General features: G+C 67.8%; 22 protein-coding genes. 10 read left to right on the top strand and 12 right to left on the bottom strand.

All coding sequences use genetic code 11. The annotated features are described in order from the left end of the window. Positions 1-155: 155 nt before the first annotated feature. Entirely contained in the window at positions 156-623 is a 468-nt protein-coding gene (locus tag AC1RRR_RS08800) for an EF-hand domain-containing protein (RefSeq protein WP_492812286.1), read from the bottom strand. An 11-nt stretch (positions 624-634) separates the two neighbouring features. Next, complete coding sequence (locus AC1RRR_RS08805; RefSeq protein ID WP_492812288.1) at positions 635-1,420, bottom strand: DUF4198 domain-containing protein; 786 nt, start codon at positions 1,418-1,420, stop codon at positions 635-637. A gap of 159 nt (positions 1,421-1,579) precedes the next feature. On the opposite strand from AC1RRR_RS08805, the gene AC1RRR_RS08810 reads away from it, so the two are divergent. The 6 genes from AC1RRR_RS08810 to AC1RRR_RS08835 all read left to right on the top strand — a co-directional run bounded on the left by AC1RRR_RS08810 (position 1,580) and on the right by AC1RRR_RS08835 (position 8,121). After that, positions 1,580-3,808, top strand: coding sequence for a TonB-dependent hemoglobin/transferrin/lactoferrin family receptor (locus AC1RRR_RS08810; protein WP_492812289.1), 2,229 nt, complete (start codon positions 1,580-1,582; stop codon positions 3,806-3,808). A gap of 107 nt (positions 3,809-3,915) precedes the next feature. Then, positions 3,916-4,524, top strand: a complete 609-nt coding sequence (locus AC1RRR_RS08815) for a YqaA family protein (protein ID WP_492812290.1) — start codon at positions 3,916-3,918, stop codon at positions 4,522-4,524. Beyond that, positions 4,521-5,129: a disulfide bond formation protein B gene (locus AC1RRR_RS08820; protein ID WP_492812292.1), complete on the top strand. Its 609-nt coding sequence runs from the start codon at positions 4,521-4,523 to the stop codon at positions 5,127-5,129. Before AC1RRR_RS08815 ends, AC1RRR_RS08820 begins: the two co-directional genes overlap by 4 nt. Further along, positions 5,129-5,689, top strand: a complete 561-nt coding sequence (locus AC1RRR_RS08825) for a demethoxyubiquinone hydroxylase family protein (RefSeq protein ID WP_492812294.1) — start codon at positions 5,129-5,131, stop codon at positions 5,687-5,689. Before AC1RRR_RS08820 ends, AC1RRR_RS08825 begins: the two co-directional genes overlap by 1 nt. Before the next feature lie 70 nt (positions 5,690-5,759). Then, a complete protein-coding gene (locus tag AC1RRR_RS08830) occupies positions 5,760-7,517 on the top strand; it encodes a M1 family metallopeptidase (RefSeq protein WP_492812296.1) in 1,758 nt (585 codons plus the stop codon). 82 nt (positions 7,518-7,599) lie between these two features. After that, complete coding sequence (locus tag AC1RRR_RS08835; RefSeq protein WP_492812298.1) at positions 7,600-8,121, top strand: VanZ family protein; 522 nt, start codon at positions 7,600-7,602, stop codon at positions 8,119-8,121. On the opposite strand, the gene AC1RRR_RS08840 is transcribed toward AC1RRR_RS08835, so the two are convergent. The 5 genes from AC1RRR_RS08840 to AC1RRR_RS08860 form a co-directional block, all read right to left on the bottom strand. After that, on the bottom strand, positions 8,122-8,406 hold the full coding sequence (locus tag AC1RRR_RS08840; RefSeq protein WP_492812300.1) for a hypothetical protein: 285 nt from the start codon (positions 8,404-8,406) through the stop codon (positions 8,122-8,124). 246 nt (positions 8,407-8,652) lie between these two features. Beyond that, positions 8,653-9,213 (bottom strand): HNH endonuclease, encoded by a 561-nt coding sequence (locus tag AC1RRR_RS08845; protein ID WP_492812302.1) that lies wholly within the window; start codon positions 9,211-9,213, stop codon positions 8,653-8,655. 177 nt (positions 9,214-9,390) lie between these two features. Beyond that, complete coding sequence (locus AC1RRR_RS08850) at positions 9,391-10,032, bottom strand: DNA-3-methyladenine glycosylase family protein (RefSeq protein ID WP_492813530.1); 642 nt, start codon at positions 10,030-10,032, stop codon at positions 9,391-9,393. Positions 10,033-10,084: 52 nt separating this feature from the next. Next, positions 10,085-10,567, bottom strand: a complete 483-nt coding sequence (gene greA, locus AC1RRR_RS08855) for a transcription elongation factor GreA (protein WP_492812303.1) — start codon at positions 10,565-10,567, stop codon at positions 10,085-10,087. 175 nt (positions 10,568-10,742) lie between these two features. Beyond that, on the bottom strand, positions 10,743-10,853 hold the full coding sequence (locus AC1RRR_RS08860) for a hypothetical protein (protein ID WP_291872289.1): 111 nt from the start codon (positions 10,851-10,853) through the stop codon (positions 10,743-10,745). Positions 10,854-11,006: 153 nt separating this feature from the next. Here AC1RRR_RS08860 and AC1RRR_RS08865 point away from each other — a divergent pair, with 153 nt between their 5' ends. Both AC1RRR_RS08865 and gluQRS read left to right on the top strand, forming a co-directional pair. Next, positions 11,007-11,630: a TetR/AcrR family transcriptional regulator gene (locus AC1RRR_RS08865; protein ID WP_492812305.1), complete on the top strand. Its 624-nt coding sequence runs from the start codon at positions 11,007-11,009 to the stop codon at positions 11,628-11,630. Between the two features lie 7 nt (positions 11,631-11,637). Next, positions 11,638-12,477, top strand: a complete 840-nt coding sequence (gluQRS, locus tag AC1RRR_RS08870) for a tRNA glutamyl-Q(34) synthetase GluQRS (protein WP_492812307.1) — start codon at positions 11,638-11,640, stop codon at positions 12,475-12,477. Here the strand turns inward: gluQRS and AC1RRR_RS08875 are convergent. The 5 genes from AC1RRR_RS08875 to AC1RRR_RS08895 all read right to left on the bottom strand — a co-directional run bounded on the left by AC1RRR_RS08875 (position 12,474) and on the right by AC1RRR_RS08895 (position 16,319). Continuing rightward, a complete protein-coding gene (locus AC1RRR_RS08875; RefSeq protein WP_492812309.1) occupies positions 12,474-12,788 on the bottom strand; it encodes a winged helix-turn-helix domain-containing protein in 315 nt (104 codons plus the stop codon). The two genes, gluQRS and AC1RRR_RS08875, sit on opposite strands and share 4 nt — an antisense overlap. Before the next feature lie 7 nt (positions 12,789-12,795). Further along, the gene (locus tag AC1RRR_RS08880; protein WP_492812310.1) at positions 12,796-13,428 is read right to left on the bottom strand and encodes a hypothetical protein; all 633 of its coding nucleotides are present in this window, start codon (positions 13,426-13,428) and stop codon (positions 12,796-12,798) included. 35 nt (positions 13,429-13,463) lie between these two features. Then, the gene (locus AC1RRR_RS08885) at positions 13,464-14,681 is read right to left on the bottom strand and encodes an acyltransferase family protein (RefSeq protein ID WP_492812312.1); all 1,218 of its coding nucleotides are present in this window, start codon (positions 14,679-14,681) and stop codon (positions 13,464-13,466) included. 289 nt (positions 14,682-14,970) lie between these two features. Then, a complete protein-coding gene (locus AC1RRR_RS08890) occupies positions 14,971-15,699 on the bottom strand; it encodes a GNAT family N-acetyltransferase (RefSeq protein ID WP_492812314.1) in 729 nt (242 codons plus the stop codon). After that, entirely contained in the window at positions 15,696-16,319 is a 624-nt protein-coding gene (locus AC1RRR_RS08895; RefSeq protein WP_492812316.1) for a TlpA family protein disulfide reductase, read from the bottom strand. The genes AC1RRR_RS08890 and AC1RRR_RS08895 overlap by 4 nt, the downstream gene beginning before the upstream one ends. On the opposite strand from AC1RRR_RS08895, the gene argH reads away from it, so the two are divergent. Together argH and AC1RRR_RS08905 are read left to right on the top strand one after the other, a co-directional pair. Further along, positions 16,320-17,738, top strand: coding sequence for an argininosuccinate lyase (argH, locus tag AC1RRR_RS08900; RefSeq protein WP_492812318.1), 1,419 nt, complete (start codon positions 16,320-16,322; stop codon positions 17,736-17,738). Continuing rightward, a complete protein-coding gene (locus AC1RRR_RS08905; RefSeq protein WP_492812320.1) occupies positions 17,735-18,040 on the top strand; it encodes a hypothetical protein in 306 nt (101 codons plus the stop codon). Before argH ends, AC1RRR_RS08905 begins: the two co-directional genes overlap by 4 nt. The last annotated feature ends 6 nt before the right edge of the window (positions 18,041-18,046 follow it).

Genomic DNA, 18,046 nt, shown 5'->3' on the forward strand with positions numbered 1-18,046 from the left:
CAAGCTTTCAGTCTGGGCCACGGGCCCGTGTTAGCGGGCGGTCATAGCCACGAAACGCCGAAAAACCAAGTTGGGCGACACGCCGCCCTTCCCCCACCCCGATCGTCGCGCCTTGCAAGCAGGAGCCCCGAAAGGCGGCGCGGCGATCCTGGAGCTTAGTCCTGCTGGTCTTCCTTGACCGGATCGGCGGCCGAGACCGCACCATCGTTGTTGGTGTCGTGGTGGTTGAACATCCGCCAGCCGGAATAGTCGAACTCGGCGCGGGTGATGGCGCCGCTCTTGTCGCTATCGAGGACGCCGAAACGTACGTCGGCCTGGCGCAGCTGGCGAACGCGCTCCTCGTCCTTCTTTTCAGCCGTGCGCTCGTCCGTGGCGAGCTTCTTCTCCAGGCGGGCCTTGAACTCGCCCACGTACTCGGCCTGCGACAGCGAGCCATTCTTGTCGGCGTCGGTCTTGGCGAACTGGATGGTGCGGGTGGCGGCGAACTCGTCCTTGCTGACGACGCCGTCGCCGTTCTGGTCCTGCTCCTTGATGAAGGTGTCACGGGCGTGCGAGGCGGCGTGGGCCGAACCGGCGGCCAGCGAAGCCGCGATGGCCGCGGCGAGGATGATGCGGGTCTTCATGGCGTGTCGTCCTAGCGGAGGGATTCGAAGGTCAGGGCGTAGGTGTAGCTGTGGCCAGGCTGGCCGGCGGCCGCCGGGCCCAGGCGATAGCGGGTCTGGATGTGGTAGAGGCCCGAGTGGTCCGGCTTCACGGCGAAGCGCCCGTTGGCGTCGCTGGTGACGGTCTTGGGGGCCGGCTTGGCATCGGCGTAGCGATCTTCGGCGGCGACGAACTCGATCGCTTGGTTGGCCACCGGCTTGCCGTCGAACAGCACTTCGAACACCGCGTCCTGGCCGGTGACGATCTTGCTGGGGTGGGTGATCGCCTTGAACTCGATGCCCTTGCCGGTCGGGGCCAGGGCCGCGTCGCTGGGCGCGCCACGGGTGACATAGACCTCAGCGGTCGTCAGGCTCTGCATGTCGATGGCGTCGGCCGGTGCCTTGGCGCCTTCGAAGAACTCCCATTGCCCCTTGACCAGGGCGGCCTTGGCGGTGCGGCCGCCGCGCTGGCCGGTGGTGATGCGATAGGTGCCGGGCGCTTCAGTCGCGACCTCGAACACCGCCAGCTGGCGCAGATAGGTCGGGGTGATGGCGGTGCGCACGCCGTCCGGACCGACCACCGCATACGCGTCGGACTTCATCACCACCTCGGGCGTGAAGAAGCTCTCGGTGAAAGCCCCCTCCACGGTGACGATCTTGCGGTCCGAGGCGTCGAATACGGTCGGCAGCAGATAGGGCGAATGGGCCTGGGCGGCCGGAACAGCCAGGGCCAGCAGGAGCGCGCCGCCCAGCAGGCCAGCGCGGAGAGAACGGATCATCGGGAACACCCCAGGCGCCGCTCCAGTCGCGGCGACCTCGGCATATTGCGATTACTTCTGAGAATCAATTGCAAATAGCTTGACCAATGCCCCCACCGGCCTTAGGGCCATCGCCATAAGTTGCGATTAACTCGCAGAAGCACCATCGAGGGGATATCGATGTCTCGCCTGAAGTTGGCCGCCCTGGCGGCCGCCTCGACCGCCGCCCTGCTGGCCACCGCCGCCTACGCCGCCGACGCCAACACCGCCGCCGACTCGGCCGCCGAAGTCGACAAGGTCACCGTCACCGCCACGCGCTCGGAAAAGACCGTCTCGCAGGCCCCGGTGACCGTCAGCGTCATCTCGTCGGAAGAGATCGAGGACGGCCTGGTTCGCGACATCAAGGACCTGGTCCGCGACGAGCCGGGCGTGTCGGTGCGCAACGCCCCTGCCCGCTTCACCGCCGCCGGCGCCTCGACGGGCCGTGACGGCAATGCCGGCTTCAACATCCGCGGCCTGGAAGGCAATCGCGTGCTGATCGTCGTCGACGGCGTGCGCGTGCCCGACGGCTTCGCCTTCGGTGCCCAGTCGACCGGTCGCGGCGACTATGTCGACCTCGACATCCTGAAGTCGGTCGAGATCGTGCGCGGTCCAGCCTCGGCCCTGTACGGCGCCGACGGCCTGGCCGGCTCGGTCACCTTCATCACCAAGGATCCGTCCGACATCCTGAAGGGCGACCAGACGTTCGCCGGCCGCGCCCGCGTCGGCTACGCCTCGGCCGACAAGAGCTGGACCGAGAGCCTGGTGCTGGCCGGCAAGTCCGACCGCTGGGAAGCGCTGGTCGCCTATACCCGCCGCGACGGCGAGGGCCAGGAGACGGCCGGGACCAACGGCTCGGCCAACACCGACCGGACCACCGCCAACCCCGAGGACAACCAGTCCAACTCGGTGCTGGGCAAGGTGGTCTACAGCCCCAACGCCAACAACCGCTTCCGCCTGACCGTCGACCACATGGACCGCGACGTCGACTGGAACGTGCTGTCGGCCATCGCCAAGCCGCCGCTGGCCTCGACCAGCGTCATCGGCCTTACCGCCTTCGACCGGGTCAAGCGCGACCGCGTCGCCCTGGACCACCGCTTCGACAACGGCCAGGGCCTGATCAACGCCGCCCGCACCTCGCTGTATTGGCAGAAGAGCACGACCCGCCAGTTCTCGGCCGAGGACCGCTCGACCGCCGCCGACCGCACCCGCGACGCCACCTTCGACAACCGCGTGCTGGGCGCCGCCGTCGAGCTGCACAGCGTGTTCGACCAGGGCGCGTTCAAGCACGAAGTCGTCTGGGGCGGCGACGCCTCGATCACCCGCCAGAAGGGCACGCGCGACGGCACGGTGCCGCCGGCCGGCGAGACCTTCCCCGCCAAGGCCTTCCCGACCACGGACTTCACCCTGGCCGGCCTGTACGTGCAGGACGAGATCACCGCCGGCGGCGTGACTATCTATCCGGCCGTGCGCCTGGACTACTACAAGCTGGACCCCAAGTCGGACCCGCTGTTCACCATCGCCTCGTCGGGCCAGAGCGACACACACGTTTCGCCGAAACTGGGTCTGGTCTGGGACGCCACCGACCTGGTCACCGTGTTCGCCAACGTCGCGGCGGGCTTCAAGGCCCCCTCCCCGTCGCAGGTCAATACCGGCTTCGCCAACCCGATCTCGAACTACCGCTCGATCTCGAACCCGGACCTCAAGCCCGAGACCAGCAAGACCCTGGAGGCCGGCTTCCGCCTGCACCGCGGCGGCTGGCGCGTGGCCGTCACCGGCTTCACGGGCGAATATGACGACTTCATCGAGCAGGTGCAGGTGGCGGGTAACTTCACGCCGACCAACCCGGCCGTCTACCAGTACGTCAACCTGTCGGGCGTGAAGATCAGCGGCGCCGAGGCCAAGGGCTCGTTCGACCTGGGCTATGGCTTCACCGCCCGCGCGGCCGCCTCCTATGCCCGCGGCGCCTCGCGTTCGAACGGCGTCAACACGCCGCTGACCTCGATCGACCCGGTCAAGCTGACGGGCGGCGTCGCCTATCGCGCGCCGTCGGGCAAGTTCGGCGGCGACCTTTCGGTTATCCACTCGGACCGCAAGTCGGCCGGCCGCGCCGGCGTGTTGTGCACCGGGGTCGTCCCCGGCAGCTCGCCGCTGAACTGCTTCACCCCGCCCTCGTTCACGGTCGGCGACCTGACGGCCTGGTGGGCGGTGACGCAGAACGTCACCCTGCGCGGCGGCGTCTTCAACCTGACCGACGAGAAGTACTGGTGGTGGGCCGACGCGCGCGGCCTGGCCGACAACTCCACCGTCAAGGACGGCTACAGCCAGCCCGGCCGGAACTACAGCGTCTCCCTAGCGCTGAAGTTTTAACCGGAATGGAGGCGCGCGTGGGCCGGGAAGCCGCGCGCGCCGACATCCTTGCGGACAAGCGTCCCCGGCCCTGCTAGCTACGGCTCACACGTTTCTTCGGAGTCCGCATGCTGCGCCGTATGTACGACTGGGTCATGGGCCTGGCCGCTTCCAAACACGCTTCGAAGAGCCTCTTCGCGGTCTCGTTCGCCGAGAGCTCGTTCTTCCCGATCCCGCCGGACGTCATGCTGGCTCCGATGTGCCTGGCCAAGCCGGAAAAGGCCTGGAACTACGCGCTGATCTGCACGATCGCCTCGGTGCTGGGCGGGTGCCTCGGCTATGCGATCGGCTACTTCCTGCGCGACTTCGGCCTGTGGATGATGGCCGCCACCGGCCACGCCGGCGGCCTGGCCGAGTTCCAGTGCTGGTACGCCAAGTACGGCGTCTGGGTGATCCTGGCCAAGGGCCTGACCCCCATCCCCTACAAGCTGGTGACCATCGCCTCGGGCCTGGCCGCGTTCAGCTTCCCAGTGTTCATCGTCGCTTCGACCGTGACGCGCGGCGCCCGCTTCTTCCTGGTGGCCTTTATCATCAAGAAGTTCGGCCCGACCCTGCTGCCGATCGTCGAGCGTCGCCTGGCCCTGTTCGCCGGCCTTTTGATCGCCCTCCTTGTCATCGGCCTCACCGCCAGCCATCTCCTGGGCGGGGGCGGACATGGTGGAGCTTGCGCCGCATGACGAATAACGAAGACCACAAGACCGAAACGCTGGCCGCCACGCCTGTGCGCGGTCCCGCGCCGACGGTTGAAGCCGCGACGCCGAGCTTGATCGGCAAGGTCTATGACCTAGTCACGCGCCACTGGCCGCTGGTCGCTTTCCTGTCCAGCGCCCTGATGCTGGCCATCGCCCATTCGTTCGAGACCTTCGGCCACCTCGCCCCCTGCCACCTGTGCCTGAAGGCGCGGGAGGTCTACTGGGTCGCCGGGACCGTCGGTCTGATCGGCGTGATCCTGCAGCGCACGCCGCTGTGGGCGCGCCTGCGCCAGCCGGTGAACCTGCTGCTGGGCGCGATCTTCCTGTACGGTGCGGGCCTGGCGGTGTTCCACGCCGGCGTCGAGTGGAAGTGGTGGCCGGGCCCGACCACCTGCACCGGCAGCGGCGCGGCCAGCGCCGCCAACCTCTCGGCCATGCTGAACGGCACGATGCAGGTCAAGGCGCCGATGTGCGACAAGGCCGCCTGGGTGTTCCTGGGCCTGTCGATGGCCGGCTGGAACGCCCTGGTCTCGCTGAAGCTGGCCGTCTGGTCGGCGCTGGCGGGCCTGCGCAAGGCGGAGACGTTGTAATGACTCGCCCGGTTCCCCCTCGCCCCGGTCAAGGCGCGCTGGCCTCGCGTCTCGCCGAGATCCTGCGCGTCGACCAGGCCGGCGAACTGGCGGCCGTGCACATCTATCGCGGCCAGGCAGCAGTCATGCGCCATGCGCCGGGCCGCGAGCGCATCGCCGACCAGCTGAAGGAGATGGAGGGCCACGAACAGGTTCATCTCTCGCGCTTCAACGAGCTTCTGACCGAGCGCAATGTGCGCCCGACCCTGATGTCGCCGGTCTGGCGCGCGGCCGCCTTCGCGCTCGGCGCGGGCACCGCCCTGCTGGGCGACAAGGCCGCCCACGCCTGCACCGAGGCCGTCGAGACGGTGATCGAGAAGCACTATGCCGGCCAGATCGAAGAGCTGAAGGACCGTGATCCTGCACTCGCCGCCGAGCTGACCCAGTTCCGCGACGACGAGCTGGCCCACCGCGACCTGGCCATCGAGGAAGGCGCACACGAGGCGGCTGCCTATCCCTTGCTCACCGCCGTGATCCAGGCCGGCTGCCGCGCGGCCATCAAGATCAGCGAGAAGATCTGAAGCTTGGCGTTTGGCCCGGCCGGGCCTACCGATACGCCCCAATACGTCATCGCGTTGGGGAGTCGCCCACTTGTCCTTCCGTAACCTCGCCGCCTGCGCGGCGTCGCTGCTCGCGCTTTCCACGGCGGCTTTCTCGCCTGCTTGGGCGGCCGAGCCGCTCAAGACCAGCGAACTGTCGCTCGAGACCGGCGGCGCCATGCCCGCCGAGCAGCAGGCCCTGGCCTTCGACCACGCCGACCTGAAGTTCAAGATCCTGCCCGACAAGAAGGCGATCGAGGGTGAAGCCACCCTGACCTTCACGGCCAAGTCGGCGCTGAAGACCCTGGTCCTGGACTTCGACCGCGTGTTCGCGATCAGCAAGCTGACCGTCGACGGCAAGGCGGCCACCTGGACCAACCCCGAAGGTCGGATGACCATCAAGCTCCCCAAGGCCGTGGCCAAGGGCAAGGCCGTGACGGTGGTCGTCACCTATGCCGGCGTCCCGCTGGAGGCCAAGCGCGCGCCCTGGGACGGCGGCTTCGTCTGGAGCAAGACCGAGACCGGCGAGCCGTGGATCGCCACCGCCGTGCAAGGCGATGGCTGCGACATCTTCTGGCCCTGCATCGACTATCCGATGGGCGAGCCCAAGCTGGTGGACCTGCACATCACGGTTCCCGCCCCGCTGGTCGCCCCGGCCAACGGCGTCTTCAAGGGCATGACCGAGAAGGACGGCTGGCGGACCTACAACTGGCAGACCAAGAACCCCAACACCTACGCCATCGCCCTGGACGTCGGCCCCTACGAGGAGCTGTCAGGGACGTACAAGAGCCGCTTCGGTGACACCGTGCCGATGGCGTTCTGGTACCTGAAGGGCAATGCCGAGAAGGCCAAGGGCCTGTTCGCCGAGTTCACGCCGATGCTGGACTTCTACGAGCAGATGATCGGCCCCTACCCGTTCCGTGACGAGAAGATGGGCGTGGTCGAGACCCCGCACCTGGGCATGGAACACCAGACGATCAACGCCTACGGCAACAAGTACAAGAAAGAGATCTACGGCTTCGACTGGCTGCTGCAGCACGAGTTCGCGCACGAGTGGTTCGGCAACCAGCTGACCAACACCGACAACGACGACATGTGGCTGCACGAGGGCTACGGCAGCTACATGCAGCCGCTGATGTCGCAATGGCTGCACGGCGACATGGAATATATGGCGCGGCTGAACAAGATGCGCGTCGACAGCAAGAACAGGTTCCCGATCGTGTCGGGCAAGCAGCTGAAGGAAGACGACGTCTATAACGGCGACCGTGGTCCCGGGAACGACATCTACTACAAGGCCGCCAACATGCTGCACACGCTGCGGCAGCTGCTGGGCGACGAGACGTTCTTCAAGATCACCCGCATCGCCGTCTACGGCACGCCTGATCCCAAGCCGGGCAACTTCGCGCCGCACTATCTGGGCACCAAGGACTACATCAAGATCGTCAACCAGGTGACCGGCAAGGACTACGGCTGGTTCTTCGACGTCTATCTGTACGAGGCCGCGCTGCCCGACCTGATCCAGACCCGCGAAGGCGGCGACCTGGTGCTGAAGTGGAAAGCGCCGAAGGACAAACCCTTCCCCCTGCCCGTCGAGGTCAAGGTCGGCGACAAGCTGGTCACCGTGCCGATGGCCGACGGAACCGGCCGCGTGGCCGTGGGCGACACGGTTCCGGTGATCGTCGACCCGGCCTCGAAGATCCTGCGCCGCCCGCCCTATCTCGAAGAGTATCAGGCCTGGGCCAAGGCCCAGGAAGACGCCGCCAAGGCGGCCGAGGAAGCCAAGAAGAAGGCGGAAGCCGAGAAGAAGTAGGGTCTCGCTAACCCTGTCCATTCACCGAATGGCGCGACCTTCGCTGTTAGGACCGACACGTTCCTTCCGAAGGTCGCGTCTCATGTTCAAGCCCGTTCATTTCGTCACCGCCGCCCGCGTCACGCTGGTGGTCGGCTCCCTGGCGGTGGCCGTGCTGACCCTGGGTCCGTTCCAGGGGGCCGAGGCGATCTTTGGCCTGAACGACAAGGCTGCCCACGCGATCGCGTTCGGCGGCCTGCTGGCGGTCTCGTTCCTGGCGTTTCCGCGGATGCGCCGCAACGACCTGATGATCGCCGCCCTGGTGCTGGGCGCGGGTGTCGAGGTCGCGCAGGTCATCGCCCATCGCGACGGCAACATTCCCGACTGGCTGGCTGACGCCGCCGGCATCCTGACCATCTACGGCGCCAGCATGATCGAGACGGTCCGCAAGATGGCCCGCGAGCAAGGCGACCTGACCTTCGACCAGATCGCCGCTCTCGACCGTCGCCAGCCGCGCCGGCGTCCGCTCGTAGCTTTTGAGCCGACCATCGTCGAACCCGAAGCCGAGACGGGCGTCGTGCTCAGCTTCGCCGAACGCGCCGCCCGCCGATTTCCCGCGCGCTAGTTAGGTGATGCGCTTGACGCTGACCGGGTCGCTGCCCGGGAAGCTCTCTTCCAGACCTTCATCCAGCAGCGCTTCCTGACGGCTTTCGGATTGGGCGACCTTGCCGGCCAGTTGGTCGTGCTTCTCGCCGTCGGCCAGTGGACGCTTGGCTTCACGCGCGTGCGGCGCGTCGATGTGGCGATCTTCCGGACGGACCTTGCCTTCCGAAGCCATGTCGGCGGTGGACGCGGCCGTACCGTGGGTGAAGTGGCGCTTGTCGCCGTCTTCGGTGGTGTTGCGGTTCATGGGTAACCTCCCGTGGCTTTTGCCTCGGCTGTAAAAACCCATTGGTCGAGGTTCGGGTTGCATCGTTCAGCGCCCGACACATCCCATGTTGCGCCGCTGAAACATTTTCCGCGCCAAGCCGGAACCTTCGCCATAGCGCCGCATTTTATGGTGCAGCTCAGGCGGTCTGATCCCCTTCCGCCTCACAGCCACGGCCCGGGACGCCTCTCCTCAAAGATAGCCCGGGCCGTTTTGCTGTGTGGAGCGCTACGCCTCCAGCTCGATATCCCAGTACAGATAGTCCAGCCAGCTGACGTGCAGTCGGCCCGGTGGGAACCTTCGGCCCCGTTCCTGCAGCTCGTGCATCGACGGGCGGCGGGCGTGGTGAAACGGCTGCATGCCGGCTTCGCGCGGCGTGCGGCCGCCCTTGGCCAGGTTGCAGGGCGCGCAGGCCGTGATGATGTTCTCCCAGGTGGTCCGGCCGCCTCGCGAGCGGGGGATCACGTGGTCGAAGGTCAGGTCCTCGGGCGAGCCGCAATACTGGCAGCTGAAGCTGTCGCGCAGGAACAGGTTGAAGCGGGTGAAGGCCGGCGGCCGCTCCTGAGGGACGTACTGCTTCAGCGCCACGACGCTGGGCAGCCGCATCTCGAAGGATGGCGAATGGACGACCTGGTCGTAGCTGGCCACGACGTCGACACGATCCAGGAACACCGCCTTGATCACCTCCTGCCAGGGCCAGAGGGACAGCGGATAATAGCTAAGAGGCCGGAAGTCGGCGTTGAGCACCAGGGCCGGCATGCCCGACGGTGGACGCGTGAGGACCTGCATTAGAGCCCCCCTTCAAGGCGAACGTCGAAACGTTCAGCGCCTCGGCTGATTTGGTACGCGACAGGACTGAAGACGGGCCTCCTTCCTACGCAATTCTGGGAATCGCCATTCATCCCCGAACGCATGGAAAGGATGGGCCATGTCAGCGACAGAACCAAGACATCTCGCTGAAGGGCTTTAGAAAGGCGCGATCTCGCGTCTTTTGACGGCGCCGTAGCAGGCCCACAGCAGATGCGCGGCGACACCCCGGTAGGGCCGCCAAAGCTCCGCACGCTGATAGGCTTGTTTCTCGTTCGGCCGCACCTCGGCGCGGTCAGCCCAGCGCATGGCTTCCTGCAAGGCGACGTCGCCGCCGGGGAACATGTCCAGCCGCCCCTGCGTGAACATCAGATAGACCTCGGCGGTCCAGCGGCCGATGCCGGTGATGGCGGTCAGGGCGGCGATGGCCTCTTCGTCCGACAGGCCCGGCAAAGCGTCGAAATCGCAGGCGCCGGTGACGTGCGCCTCGGCCAGGGCGCGAGCATAGCGGGCCTTGGGGCGCGACAGGCCCAGAGTCAGCAGATAGGCGTCCTCGTGGCCGATCACCGCCTCGGGCGTCATGTCCGGCAGCCCCGCCTCGACCCGCGCCCAGATGGCGGCGGCCGAGGCCAGGCTGACCTGCTGCTGCACGACCATTTTCAGCAGACCGGGAAAGCCGCCCAGGCTGACGCGCCACTCGAACGAAGGGGTGACGGCCTCCAGCGCGGCCAGGGCCGGGTCGACGGCGGCCAGGTGCTTGCGAGCTTCCAGGAGGGCTTGGGCAGTCGGCGGAACGAACATCTGCCGCAAGGGACCCTGCCCCGCGGCCTCTGACAATCCGGAACTTGCTGAACTATCCGATCTGCGTGATCTCGACTTCGCCGCCGGGCGCGGGCGAGCTGTCGCCGACGGCCTTGCCCAGCAGGGCGCGGGCGATCGGCGCGACATAGGACACCGAGCCCTGGGCGGGATCGGCCTCGTCCTCGCCGACGATACGGAAGGTCTGCACGCGGCCGTCCTCGCGCTCGAAGGTCACGCGGTCGCCGAACTGCACGACGGTCTTGGCCGGGTCGCGTTCCATTAGCTGAGCGGTGGCGCGGCGCGAGGACCAGTAACGCAGGTCTCGCGTGGCGCGGGCCATGGCGGTGCGGTCGCCATCGGCGGCCCCACCAGCGCTCTGGGCGGCGCTGTACGCGGCGCGCGCGGCGGCCAGCTCGGCCTCGATCAGATCGAGCCCCTCGGGCGTCACCAGGTTGGGATGGGTTGAGATGGGGCGATCGGGCAGGTCCGCCGCGAAGGCCTCGCTGTCGCCCTCTTTCGTGAAGGCGACGCTCATCGGAAGAAGTCTTGGATCATGGAGAAAGCCTGGGACGCGCGACGGTGATGCGGCGTCGGAGGCCTAACGCGTCCTGACTTGGTTAGCTCCGTCTTCGGAGCGGTTCAAGCCGAACGCGGCGGCGGGCGGTTCCGGGGGATCAGAACACACGCCCGCCGTTCGCGAGCAATCGAACTTAGATGGCCACGCCGACGACGGCGGCGGCGACGCCCAGGGCGATCACGAGGAAGTAGCCGGCGGCCAGACGGTCGAAGGCGGTTTCAAAGGCGTTGAGCGTGCGTTGCATGACGATAGTCCCTCTCTTGTTGTCCTCGCCCCCAGCGGGCGATTGGCTGAACCAATCTGGACGATGCTTAGATAGCGCATATCTAAACGCCGTCAAGATGATCTTTACAGCGTTTGGATGAAATTTTAGAAAGGTGGGGTTAGAGTGAGGCCGATGAGCACCGCGACCGCCGAATCCCGCCCGTATCACCACGGTGACCTGAGCCGCGCTCTGGTCGACGCCGCACGCAAGATCCTCGAGACGGACGGCCCCGCCGCCCTGTCGCTGCGGGCCGTGGCGCGCGAGGCCGGAGTCAGTCCCGCCGCGCCCTATCACCACTTCAAGGACAAGGCCGAGCTGCTCGAAGCCGTCGCCCACGAGGGCTGGCACGAGCTGGACGTGGCCCTGTCGACCGCTCGCGCTTCGACCGAGGATCCCCGCGCGCGGATGACCAATCTGGGCGTGGCCTATGTCTGCTTCGCCCGCGACAACCCGGCCCTGTACCGCGTGATGTACGATCGCTCGCGCGACAAGGACGCCCTGCCCGACCAGTTGAAGGACGACGGCGCCTACTGCCAGGTGCGCAACACGATCGACGAGAATGCCGGCGGCGGCGTCAGCGAGATCGACCTGGAGCTGGCGACCATCGCCGCCTGGTGCGCCGGCCACGGCCTGGCCGAGATGATCGGCTTCAAGCAGTTCGCCCCGCTGAAGGAACTGCTGGGCGGCGAAGAGGCCTTCCTGCGCGCCGTGTTCGAGCACCTGGGGATGTTCGCGAAGTTCACCGACAAGGCTTGAGGCTCGCGTGAGCTTCGTCACCCGGTTCGCCCCGTCGCCGACGGGCTACCTGCATCGCGGCCATGCGTTTTCGGCGCTCACGGCCTTTCAGGCCGCGCGCGAAGCCGGCGGTCGTTTCCTGCTGCGCATCGAGGACATCGACGCCACCCGCTGCCGGCCGGAGTACGACGCGGCGATCTTCGAGGACTTGGCCTGGCTAGGCCTGGCGTGGGAACAGCCCGCCCGTCGGCAGTCCGAGCACCTGGCTGACTACCACGCCGCCATCGAGACCCTGCGCAAACGCGGCCTGGTCTATCGCTGCTTCAAGACCCGCAAGGAAATCGACATCGGCCGCGCGCCGCACGAGCCGGCGGTTCCGTATGTCGGCACGCCCCTGCCCGCTGACGAAGAGGTCCAGCGCCTAGAGCGCGGCGAGGCTTTCGCCTGGCGGCTGTCGCTGGCGGCGGCGCACGAGGCCTTGGGCGGGTTCGAGACCCTGACCTTCGTCGAGCAAGGCGCCGGCCCCGATGGCGAGACCGGCGTCATCCAAGCGCGCCCCGAGACCGCCGGCGACATCGTTCTGGCCCGCAAGGACGTCGGCGTCGCCTACCACCTGGCCGTGGTCCATGACGACGCGCTGCAAGGCGTCACCCATGTGATCCGGGGCGTGGACCTGTTCGAGGCCGCCCACATCCAGCGCCTGCTGCAGGCCCTGCTGGACCTGCCGACGCCGACCTACCGCCACCACGGGCTGCTGATGGGTCCGGACGGCAAGCGCTACGCCAAGCGCGACAAGGCTGAGACGTTGCGGGAACTGCGAGCAGCGGGCATGTCGCCCGAAGCCCTGCGGGCGGAACTGGGCTTCTAGCTTCCGCCGCCCGCCTGTTCGACCAGCTGGCTCATGGCCTTCAGGTAGCTGGCGAAGGCCGCCCGGCCCGCCTCGGTCAGGCGTACGCGGGTGAGGGGTTTGCGGCCGACGAAGCTCTTCTCGATGAGCACATACTCGGCCTCTTCCAGCTTGCGCAGGTGGACCGACAGGTTGCCTTGCGTGACCTCCAGCAGGTCCTTCAGCTCGGTGAAGTCGGCCACCTCGGCGCTGGCCAGATAGGCGACGATCCCCAGCCGCACCCGGCCATGGATGACGTCGTCCAGCCCGCTGATGTCGAACTTGCCGGCCACGATCGTCTCAGGCGGCCGGCCGCAGGGCCTGGCGCATCATGAAGAAGCCGGGGGCTCCCATCAGCACGAACAGGCCGAAGGTCGCGATCGCCAGATAGAGGTCCGCGCGGTGGATCAGCATCCCCATGGCCACGCCCGACACCAGCCAGCCAATGGCGACCAGCGCCATCCAGATCCGCTTGCGCAGCACGAAGATCACGTACCAGACCGCGCCCTGCAGGATGAACACCACCGCCGGATGGAACAGCCAATAGCGGAAGTCGTGGTTGCGCGCGGCGGCCGAGGCGAAGACCAGCACCAGCGCCAGGTTGGCGATGCCTGTCCCAGAGAAGGCGGCGTTGACGGCGCGGTTGGTGACGCCGCGCTGGGGGTTCTTGCGATCGATGATGATGACGATGGTCATCAGGATCAGGAAGATCGCCGTCGGCGCCCAGGCCATCACGATGTTCCCGGTGACCCCCAGGCTGATCAGGCCCTTCTCCTGGACGAAATAGCTCAGGGTCTGGACGCCATAGAGCACCCCGGCCGAGCCGTAGAGCGCGCCGCCGGCCACGCCCAGCCCGCCCCGCTCGTTGCTGCCCTCGGCCAGGCCGCGCAGGAAGGCCAGGTCGTCCTGAGCGGTCTTCAGCTTGTCGTTCATGGGCCTTGCCCCCTTCAGCGTCACATCATGACCGGTCACAGGATTCGTCCCAACAGCGGCGCGCGGCGCAGGACCATCGTCGTCAGCCAGCTCAGCGCCACCGCCCCGGCGAACACCACGCAGCCCTTGACCAGGCCGCCCCAGCTCTGCGGCAGCAGCAGGTAGGCCAGCCACGAGGTGAAGACGTAGTGGACCAGGTACATGCCGTAGGCGTTGGCCTGAAGGCTCTCGGCGACCGGGCCGGTCTTGCGGACGAAGCGCAGGAAGGTGGCCAGGGCCGCGAAGGACAGCGTCGCACAGGCCAGGGCGAAGCTGACGCTGCCGACCACGTCCAGGATGGCCCGGGGCGGCGGGTTGGGCGAGAAGGCCACGATCATGGTCCCCACGCCGCCGATGATCGGCAGGATCGGGGTCAGCTGCCAAAGCCACCAGCGCTTGGCCAGCTTGCCTTCCGGATCCGTCAGGCCATAGCCGACGCCAGCCGCGCCGACGGCGATCCCGGCCAGGAAGTAGACGAAGTAGTGGCCGATGCGGGCGGTCTGGAAGAGGAAGGGCCCCCACATGCTCCAGTGGCCGAACGGCGTGGTCATGGCCAGCGGCAGGTAGAAGAGGACGCTCAGCGCGACCAGGCCCCAGAAGAACCGGACCGGCTTGCGCTCAACCCCTTTGGCCAGGCCGCCCAGGGCGTCGATCACGCCGGGCGCCACGATGTGCATCGCGGTGACGATCGCGCCGAAGGCCAGCAGCACCCACAGGAACCAGGCTGGGCCGCTGGGCCAGAACGGCAGGTGGCTCCAGGCGTCCGCGAAGGCCGGGAGCGAATTGGCCCCGCCCGCCTGTAGCCATGCCGGATAATAGCCCAGCGGCGCCAGCAGCCCCACGCCCAGGATAAACGGGGCGCCCAGGCGCAGGACCCTCCCTCTCAGGAACCCGCCGTCACCCTTGGCCCGCAGGCCGTCGGCGACGAAGAGGCCGGAGATGAAGAACATCAGCGACATGAAGAACATGTCGTTGACCAGGGTGAAGAGGCCGAACCCTCCGAACTTCTGCGGATCGACCACCGGGAACGCCGTCCACAGGATCGGCTGGGCGTCGAACGCCTTCGGCGGCGGCGCGTACGGGTGGTAGGCCAGCGCTGTGTGGTGGGCGATCACCAGCAGGGTGATGAAGGCGCGCAAGGCGCCGATCGGGGCGTTGCGGCCACCGATCTGGGCGGCGGTCGAACGGTCGGTGGCGCTGAGTGGCGCGTGCATGGCTTGGCTCCCCTCTTCAGGTGGCCGCACCATGGATCAACAAGTTTGTTTTGTAAACTAGTCTATCGAACGATGATCTTTCGAGAGCGGTGGGAGCGCCCCCTACTCTCCCATTGTCTCCCTAGGCCTTGTGCCTAGGGCCCAGGGTTCAGCCGGTGCGGATTTACAGGAAGCCCCCACGCTGGCGGCGCTCGCCGACCAAGGCAGCGCCAAGCCGCGCCATGGATCCTGGGCACGAGGCCCAGGAAGACGATCGTGGGGTAGGAAGATGGAGGTCTTAGAGGACCGCTCAGCGCGTCCAGTACCGATACCGATAGGCCGGCTCGAAGCCCTCGTCGGCGTACAGCGCGATCGCCGGCGCGTTGTCCGCTTCGACCTGCAACCAGGCCCGCTCAGCGCCCAGCGCGCCCGCCTCGGCCAGCAGGCCCCGCAGCACACGCCGCGCCAGGCCCTTGCGGCGATGATCCGGCGTGGTCCGCATACCGAAGATCCCCGCGAAGCCGCCGCCAATCGCCGAGGCCCCGATCGCCGCCGGCGCGCCGTCGATATCCAGCCGGGCGAACCGCGCCGGGGCGGGGATGCGCCCCAGAGCCTCCAGTCGCTCGCGGCCGTCCTCGGGATCGCCGGCCGTGGCGGTGAATACCGCCTCGAACGTCGCATCCGGAGCGGAAGAGACGCGGAGGTCCTGATCCCCCTCCCCGCCTGTCGGGCCGAGCATGACCACCGTCTCCTTGGTGGCCGCGTAGCCCCGCGCCGTCAGGCGCTCGGCCAGGTCGGCTGGCGCAACGACCCCGTCGGTCAGCTTGAACCGCGCCGGCAGGCCTCGCGCCGCGAACCAGCCCTCGGCGGCGTCCAGCGCCGCCTCCGGGTCCCTGTCCGGCTCCCCCAACGGCCAGCAGGCATTGATCCGCATCGAGCGGCCGGACGAGGCGTTCAGCCGCCAGCCGCCCAGCCGGTCACGCTCACGCGCCGGCCAGGCGTCGTCGGCCAGGGGTTCGAGGAGGGCCGGGTCGATCACTTCTCGGCCAGCAGCTTCTCGACGATGCCGCGCGCTTCCGGACCCGACCAGTCGGCGGGCCCCGCCATGCGGGCGCGTTCGCGGCCCTGACGGTCATAGATCACCGTGGTCGGATAGCCGGCCGCCCGCGGCTCCATGGCGAACGACAGCTTATAGCCCGGGTCGCGATAGGTCTTCAGCGGCGGGTTGGCCGCCATTTCCTCGTTGATCAGGTTCAGGTCGCCGTCGCGGTCGACGCTGATCGGCAGCACGGTCACCGGCGCGGCTGCATAGGCGGCCTGCAACTTGGCCAGGGTCGGCATCTCGGCCTTGCACGGCGCGCACCAGGTCGCCCACAGGTTCATGACCACCACGCGGCCCTTGAAATCGGCCAGAGTCGTCGGCTTGCCGTCCAGGCTCGTGAAGACGGTGGTCGGCGCGGCGCGCGGCGTGGCGGGCACATCCAGCTTTACCAGCGTCCCTTTCTTGAATTCTGTGAGGTCGGCGGGTCCTGAGGGTTTGAACGAAGCGGTGGCGATGACGTATAGAACCGCCGCCACGCCGACGAGGATGACGCCGCCCAGCGCCAACCTCACAGGGTTGCGCTTCTTGGCCGCCGCCTCCGATTGGACTTCGCTCATATGACCGACAACGCCTCCGATACGCCCAAGGCCAACAGCCAGGGCCAAGCCATGTGGGGCGGTCGGTTCACGGCCAAGCCGGCGGAACTGATGCAGGCGATCAACGTCTCCATCAGCTTCGACAAGCGCCTTTGGGCGCAAGACCTGGCGGGTTCCCGCGCCCACGCGCGGATGTTGATGAACCAGGGCGTGATTTCAAGCAGCGATGGCGAGGAAATCCTCGGCGGCCTGGCAAAGATCCAGGACGAGATCGCCACCGGGACCTTCCCGTTCCGCGACGAGTACGAAGACATCCACATGAACATCGAGGCGCGGCTGCGCGAGCTGATCGGCGCGACCGCCGGCCGGCTGCACACCGCCCGCTCGCGCAACGACCAGGTGGCCGTCGACTTCCGCCTGTGGGTCCGCGACGCCGCCGACCGCTCGGCCGCCCAGCTGGAAGCGCTGCAGAAGGCCCTGCTGGCCCAGGCCGAGGTCTACGCCGACGCCCTGATGCCCGGCTTCACCCATCTGCAGCCGGCCCAGCCGGTGACCTTCGGCCACCACCTGATGGCCTATGTCGAGATGTTCGGCCGCGACGCCAGCCGCTTCCGCGACGCCCGCGCCCGCATGAACGAGTGCCCGCTGGGCGCCGCGGCCCTGGCCGGCTCGCCCTTCCCGATCGATCGCCAGCAGACGGCCACGGCCCTGGGCTTCGACCGCCCGACCGCCAACTCGCTGGACAGTGTCTCGGCCCGCGACTTCGCGCTGGAGGCCCTGTCGGCCGCCTCGATCACCGCCACGCACCTGTCGCGCCTGGCCGAGGAGATCGTGCTGTGGACGACGCCGATGTTCGGCTTCATCAAGCTGACCGACGCCTTCACGACCGGCAGCTCGATCATGCCGCAGAAGAAGAACCCGGACGCCGCCGAGCTGATCCGCGCCAAGGTCGGCCGCATCCTGGGCTCGCTCACGACCCTGACCGTCGTCATGAAGGGCCTGCCGCTGGCCTATTCCAAGGACATGCAGGAAGACAAGGTCCCGACCTTCGAGGCCTTCGACGCCCTGGAACTGAGCCTGCTGGCCATGGCCGGCATGGTCGCCGACCTGACCCCGAACACCGAAAACATGGCCAAGGCGGCCGGCGCGGGCTTCTCGACCGCCACCGACCTGGCCGACTGGCTGGTGCGGACGCTGAACATGCCTTTCCGCGACGCTCACCACGTGACAGGCTCCGCCGTAAAGGCGGCCGAGGGTCTTGGCGTCGATCTGGCCGATCTTACCTTGGAACAGTTCCAGGCGATCGAGGCCCGGATCACCCAGGACGTCTACGCCGTTCTGACTCCGGCCGCTTCGGCGGCCAGCCGCATGAGCTACGGTGGGACCGCCCCCGCCCAGGTCCGCGCCCAGATCGCGCGTTGGAAGGAAATCCTCGCATGAAGCTGCGTCCCGTCACCATCCTCGCGCTGACCGCCCTGGCCGTCACGGCCGCCGCCTGCGGCAAGCAAGGCGCCCTGGAGCGTCCGGCCCCGATGTGGGACCCGGCCAAGAAGGCCGCCTGGGAAGCTGAACGCCGCGCCGCCTCGGCCCAGGCCAACCAGCCGGCCCGCGCCGGCGGCGACCAGGAAGTCCGCGACCCGGCCACCAGCAACCGCACCATCCGCGCCGCCCCGCTGCCCGGCACCAAGGACCCGTTCGGCGGCCCGTCCGCCAAGGGCTTCCCCGGCGCCACGCCCAACTAAGAGACT

The sequence above is a fragment of the Caulobacter sp. GW821-FHT12D05 genome (genome assembly GCF_058807295.1).

Bases quoted from the DNA above. Each gene is read 5' to 3' on its own strand.
- AC1RRR_RS08800 (WP_492812286.1), bottom strand. From the start codon at position 623: ATGAAGACCCGCATCATCCTCGCCGCGGCCATCGCGGCTTCGCTGGCC.
- AC1RRR_RS08805 (WP_492812288.1), bottom strand. From the start codon at position 1,420: ATGATCCGTTCTCTCCGCGCTGGCCTGCTGGGCGGCGCGCTCCTGCTG.
- AC1RRR_RS08810 (WP_492812289.1), top strand. From the start codon at position 1,580: ATGTCTCGCCTGAAGTTGGCCGCCCTGGCGGCCGCCTCGACCGCCGCC.
- AC1RRR_RS08815 (WP_492812290.1), top strand. From the start codon at position 3,916: ATGCTGCGCCGTATGTACGACTGGGTCATGGGCCTGGCCGCTTCCAAA.
- AC1RRR_RS08820 (WP_492812292.1), top strand. From the start codon at position 4,521: ATGACGAATAACGAAGACCACAAGACCGAAACGCTGGCCGCCACGCCT.
- AC1RRR_RS08825 (WP_492812294.1), top strand. From the start codon at position 5,129: ATGACTCGCCCGGTTCCCCCTCGCCCCGGTCAAGGCGCGCTGGCCTCG.
- AC1RRR_RS08835 (WP_492812298.1), top strand. From the start codon at position 7,600: ATGTTCAAGCCCGTTCATTTCGTCACCGCCGCCCGCGTCACGCTGGTG.
- AC1RRR_RS08840 (WP_492812300.1), bottom strand. From the start codon at position 8,406: ATGAACCGCAACACCACCGAAGACGGCGACAAGCGCCACTTCACCCAC.
- AC1RRR_RS08845 (WP_492812302.1), bottom strand. From the start codon at position 9,213: ATGCAGGTCCTCACGCGTCCACCGTCGGGCATGCCGGCCCTGGTGCTC.
- AC1RRR_RS08850 (WP_492813530.1), bottom strand. From the start codon at position 10,032: ATGTTCGTTCCGCCGACTGCCCAAGCCCTCCTGGAAGCTCGCAAGCAC.
- greA (WP_492812303.1), bottom strand. From the start codon at position 10,567: ATGAGCGTCGCCTTCACGAAAGAGGGCGACAGCGAGGCCTTCGCGGCG.
- AC1RRR_RS08860 (WP_291872289.1), bottom strand. From the start codon at position 10,853: ATGCAACGCACGCTCAACGCCTTTGAAACCGCCTTCGACCGTCTGGCC.
- AC1RRR_RS08865 (WP_492812305.1), top strand. From the start codon at position 11,007: ATGAGCACCGCGACCGCCGAATCCCGCCCGTATCACCACGGTGACCTG.
- AC1RRR_RS08880 (WP_492812310.1), bottom strand. From the start codon at position 13,428: ATGAACGACAAGCTGAAGACCGCTCAGGACGACCTGGCCTTCCTGCGC.
- AC1RRR_RS08885 (WP_492812312.1), bottom strand. From the start codon at position 14,681: ATGCACGCGCCACTCAGCGCCACCGACCGTTCGACCGCCGCCCAGATC.
- AC1RRR_RS08895 (WP_492812316.1), bottom strand. From the start codon at position 16,319: ATGAGCGAAGTCCAATCGGAGGCGGCGGCCAAGAAGCGCAACCCTGTG.
- argH (WP_492812318.1), top strand. From the start codon at position 16,320: ATGACCGACAACGCCTCCGATACGCCCAAGGCCAACAGCCAGGGCCAA.
- AC1RRR_RS08905 (WP_492812320.1), top strand. From the start codon at position 17,735: ATGAAGCTGCGTCCCGTCACCATCCTCGCGCTGACCGCCCTGGCCGTC.